At 74.0% G+C, this 4,792-nt stretch carries 3 protein-coding genes and 1 pseudogene; 2 read left to right on the forward strand and 2 right to left on the reverse strand.

The genetic code is table 11. The features are described 5' to 3' along the window. Positions 1–106: pseudogene (locus ACSIH6_RS38925) on the forward strand (RNA-guided endonuclease TnpB family protein); the annotation flags it as partial. Positions 107–182: 76 nt separating this feature from the next. On the opposite strand, the gene ACSIH6_RS38930 reads toward ACSIH6_RS38925, so the two are convergent. Together ACSIH6_RS38930 and ACSIH6_RS38935 are read right to left on the reverse strand one after the other, a co-directional pair. Further along, a complete protein-coding gene (locus tag ACSIH6_RS38930; protein ID WP_435113831.1) occupies positions 183–1,793 on the reverse strand; it encodes a polysaccharide deacetylase family protein in 1,611 nt (536 codons plus the stop codon). A 163-nt stretch (positions 1,794–1,956) separates the two neighbouring features. Then, a complete protein-coding gene (locus ACSIH6_RS38935) occupies positions 1,957–3,057 on the reverse strand; it encodes a PA0049 C-terminal domain-containing protein (RefSeq protein WP_435113833.1) in 1,101 nt (366 codons plus the stop codon). Between the two features lie 195 nt (positions 3,058–3,252). Between ACSIH6_RS38935 and amaB the strand changes: the two genes are divergently transcribed. Next, positions 3,253–4,792, forward strand: a 1,540-nt coding sequence (amaB, locus tag ACSIH6_RS38940; RefSeq protein WP_435113835.1) for an L-piperidine-6-carboxylate dehydrogenase, incomplete at its 3' end; no start/stop codon positions are given.

The following is a 4,792-nucleotide window of genomic DNA, read 5'->3' on the forward strand; positions in this document are numbered from 1 at the left end:
CGGGGTCGTTGCCCACGCCGACCGCAACGCTTCCCACAACATCGCCGCCCGTGGCGAGAGGGTGTGGAACGGGGGGCGTGAGTCACGCGTCCCTGACACCCCATAACGGGGTGTCTGGACGGAGGAGTCCACCCCAGCAGCCAGTTGGGCGCTACCTCCAAGCCCGGCCCTTTGGGGCCGGGTCAAGTTGACGAGAGCCGTGCGTCGGTGTACACGTCGCCCGACTCCATGCCCTGGTAGCCGAAGATGTCGCTGACCGTCACGAAGTGGTAGCCCTGCCGGTGCAGCCCCGCCAGCACGTCCGGAATCGCCTCCACGGAGGTCTCGTGGATGTCGTGGAAGAGCACCACGCTCCCCGGCACGGTGTTGTCCAGGGCCTCCGAGCTGACGTCCTCGCTGTCACGGCTCTTCCAGTCCAGCGTGTCCACGTCCCACAGGACCAGGGGCTGCTCCACCGTCTTGCGCACCGTCCCGTTCAGCGACCCGTAGGGCGGCCGGATGGTCAGCGGGTCCGACCCGGTCACCTCGCGCACGGCCGCGTTGGTGCGCTCGATGTCCTTGCGGATCTCGTCGGCCGACATCTTCGCCAGGTCGTCGTGCTTCCAGGTGTGGTTGCCCAGCTCGTGGCCCTCCTCGGCCATGCGTTCCACCGGTGCGGGGAACTCGTCCACGAGCGAGCCCAGCACGTAGAACGTGGCGTGGGCGTCGTACTCGGCCAGGCTGTCCAGCAACCGGTCGGTGTGCTCGCCGGGTCCGTCGTCGAAGGTCAGCGCCACGCACTTGAGCCGCTGGCAGTCCAGGGTGGGCCCCTGGGCGCTCAGGCCCCCCTCGTCCCCGGAGAGGTCGTCGCCCAGACCGCCCCCGTTCAGAGCCGCCTGCCGGGCCTGGTAACCCAGCTCGGACAGCAGCCCCTCGACGTCGGCGGCCTCCACCGGAACCAGCACCTCGCTGACCCGGCCCGCGCTGGGCACCTCCTCGGGGTCCATCCGCACGGCCAGGCCGCCCGCCGTGCTGAAGGCCAGGTCACCCAGCGGCGAGCCCTCCCAGCGCTCGGCGGCCTCCCGGGCCCGGTCGGGCTCGGACAGGTCGAGCGGCTCAGGCGTCGCGTCCGTCTCCCCGCTGGATTCCCCGCCGGACCCTCCGCCCGTCTCCCCGTTCGTCGTTCCGTCCTGCCCGTCACCGGACGCGCCGCCCTCCGACGCCGCCCGCTCGCCCGAGGCGACCTCGCCGACCAGCCCGGGCAGCTGGCGCTCGGGCAGGTTGTACCCCTTCTCCAGCATGTCGGCCAGGGCCAGGTGGGCCTGCTCGATCGCCTCCTCGTCCCGGAACAGCGACGTCCAGGGCAGTACCTCCTCGCTGCCCGCGTCGTACCACAGGGTGCTGGCCTCGAAGGTCTCGTCCCCGCCCGTGGAGGCGGTCGCGGTCAGCCGCGCACCCACCACCTCCGGTGAGGCGGCGAGGATGGCCGTGTCCTGGCGCAGTTCGAGGGTCCCGTCCTGCGGCAGGCCCTCCAGGAAGGCGCTCTGGCGCGCGGCCATGGCGGTGTGCGCCTCCACCGTCAGCGGGTGAGCGCCACCCAACCGCGGGTAGCGGTAGCTCACCGCGCTGTCGCCGGTGGTCACCGACACGGTGCGCGACTCCATCCCCGCCAGGTCGTCGGGCGAGGAGCGGACCGGCTCGACGTAGGGCAGCTCCTGTTCCGCGGCATGGCAGCCGGGGACCAGGAGCAGACCCACGGCCGCGCTGACGGAGAGTTTGCGTCGTAGTGAGGTGACAGCCACGAGGGGGACCATATCCGAGCCTCTCACCTCAGCGTGAATCGCCTCGCAGGCGTCCGCGCACTCCGAGTGGCCGGCGCGCGCTCACGCTCCGTGCGCGCGCCCAGGCCGACGCACCGGCTTTCGGGCTCCCCGCTCTCACGGACTCGCGCCGCCCGAAACCCCACTCGGCGGGCCGTCAGCCCCGCGCGGACTCCTCGGACTCCTCGGGCTCCGCCGCGTCGGCGGCCACCGCCGCCACGATCCGCCGGACCTGCGCCAGGACCGCGGCGTTCTCCCGCGGGGAGGCCACCTTGGGCAGGTGCACGTGCCCGGCCGCGATCCGCCGCCCCGCCCGGTCCCGCAGCAGCGTGTTGCGGTAGGCGATCTCGTTGGACAGGTAGTCCCCGCCACCCCCACGGCGCGCCGCCGACCCCTCCGTGGGGCCGTCCGGGCGCACCACCGTCCCACGGCCGTCCGGCGCGGCCTCGGCCACCTCGGTGTTGACCACCACCGGGTAGGGCTCCTCGCGCGCCGCCGCCAGGATCCGCTCGTGGGGCAGCGAGGAGAGCGTCCACTCCGGGGCGTCGGGCCCCGGTACCGGCGCCCGGCCCGTGCGCGACACCCGCAGGTTGTCCTCGCCCCCGCCGCGCCAGACGCCGTTCCACACCTCCAGGTCGAAGCGGCCCGGCCGCCCGCGGCTGAGCGTGACCACCGCGTCCGCGCGCCGGTGCTGCTCCGCCAGCGCCTCCTCCACCAGCCCGGCGTCGAAGTCCGCCCAGCGCACCGGGAACACCGCGGTGCGCACCACGGCCGTGCGCCCGCCCACGGGGAACGTCCACCCGTTCAGGTCCAGCGCCGCCGCGCCGGACGGGTTGGAGCACGCCGGGTCCTCGTCCAGGCGGAAGGGGTCGAAGCCGGTCACGACCACCCGCACCCACCGGTCGCCCGGCGGGAAGTCGAGGTCGGCGATGCCGCGCGAGCCCGTCTCCAGCAGGTGCAGCAGGTCGGCGCGCTCGGCGTCGGAGAGGGCGAAGCCCGGCCGCCAGGAGCGCAGCCGGGCCGAGAGCACCAGCCGCGCCCAGTACAGGGGACGGTCGTCGGAGCCGTCGCGGGCGGCCTCCGTCCACAGTCGGGAGGCGTGCGCGGCGACCGCCTCCCGTGCCTGGGCGAGGTCGGCGCTCGCCCGCAGGCCGGCGCTGAACAGGGGCTCGGCGGCGCCGAAACCGGAGCGGGTCAGGACCAGGCGGGGCTCGGCGAGACCGGCGCGGTCCTCTTCGGGAGTGGTGTGGTGGTGCACGGGGATCGCTGTCTGTCTCAGGGGCGTCGGAGGGCCGCCGGGGAGGGGCCAGCCGAGTCTAACGCCGCCCGCGACCGCCCCGGGGACAGGGAAACCGGTGCGCCCGGCGAACAAGACGCGGGGGCTGGACCGGCGGGGTCGGACTTGGCAAGGTGTGAGGTGACCGCCCGTTCCTCTCAACGGAGAGAGCAGCACATGCCGATTTCCGCCCTCCCCACCACCGCCTCCCTCGCCGACCGCGCGCGGGCCGCTCTGGACCGGTGCCGCGTCGACGCGCCCCAGGAACCGGCCGGGGCCCGCGGCGCGGCGAGGTCGCCCATCACCGGCCAGGACCTCTTCCCCCTGGGCCACGAGTCCGCCGGCGACGTCGAACAAGCCGTCACCACGGCCCAGGAGACCTTCTCCTCCACCTGGCGCGACACCCCCGCCCCGGTGCGCGGCCGGGTCGTCCACAGGCTCGGTGAGCTGCTGCGCGCGCACAAGGCCGACCTGGCCGAGCTGGTGACCATCGAGGCGGGCAAGATCCGCTCCGAGGCCCTGGGCGAGGTCCAGGAGATGATCGACATCTGCGACCTGGCCGTGGGCCTGTCCCGGCAGCTGTACGGACGCACGATGCCCTCCGAGCGGCCCGGCCACCGGCTCATGGAGACCTGGCACCCGCTGGGCGTGGTCGGCGTGATCACCGCCTTCAACTTCCCGGTCGCTGTGTGGTCGTGGAACACGTGCGTGGCCCTGGTGTGCGGCAACACCGTGGTGTGGAAGCCCTCGGAGCTGACCCCGCTCACCGCGCTGGCCTGCCACGGCCTGCTCATGGGCGCGGCGGAGGAGGTCGGCGCGCCCGCCCAGGGCCTGCACCGGGTCGTGCTGGGCGGCCGCGAGATCGGTCAGGCCCTGGCGGAGGACCCCCGGGTGGCCCTGCTGTCGGCCACCGGCTCGACCGCGATGGGCCGCGAGGTGGCGCCCAGGGTGGCCGCCCGCATGGGCCGCTACCTGCTGGAGCTGGGCGGCAACAACGCGGCCGTGGTCGCCCCGTCCGCCGACCTGGACCTGGTGGTGCGCGGCAGCGTCTTCTCCGCCGCGGGCACCGCGGGCCAGCGCTGCACGACGCTGCGCCGCCTCATCGTGCACGAGGAGGTGGTCGAGGAGGTCACCCGGCGGGTCGTGGACGCCTACAAGCAGCTGCGCGACCGCGTCGGCGACCCCTTCGAGGAGTCGACGCTGGTGGGCCCGCTGGTGGGCGAGCGCGGGTACGCCGCGATGCGCTCGGCGCTGGAGCGGGCCGCGGCCGAGGGCGGCGAGGTGCTGGTGGGCGGCGCCCGGGTTCTGGAGGAGGAGGCCGCCGACGCCTACTACGTCGAGCCCGCGGTGGTGCGCATGCCCGGCCAGACCGCCGTCGTGCGGGAGGAGACCTTCGCTCCGGTCCTGTACGTGATGCCCTACCGCACGCTGGAGGAGGCGGTGGAGCTGCACAACGGCGTGCCCCAGGGACTGTCGTCGTCGATCTTCACCCAGGACCAGTCCGAGGCCGAGCGGTTCCTGTCCGCGGCCGGTTCCGACTGCGGGATCGTCAACGTCAACATCGGCACCTCCGGCGCGGAGATCGGTGGCGCCTTCGGCGGTGAGAAGGACACCGGCGGCGGCCGCGAGTCGGGTTCGGACTCCTGGAAGGCCTACATGCGCAGGGCGACCAACACGGTCAACTACGGCGGCGAGCTGCCGCTGGCCCAGGGCGTGA

The sequence above is a fragment of the Nocardiopsis synnemataformans genome (genome assembly GCF_965343085.1).
Taxonomy (GTDB): domain Bacteria; phylum Actinomycetota; class Actinomycetes; order Streptosporangiales; family Streptosporangiaceae; genus Nocardiopsis; species Nocardiopsis alborubida.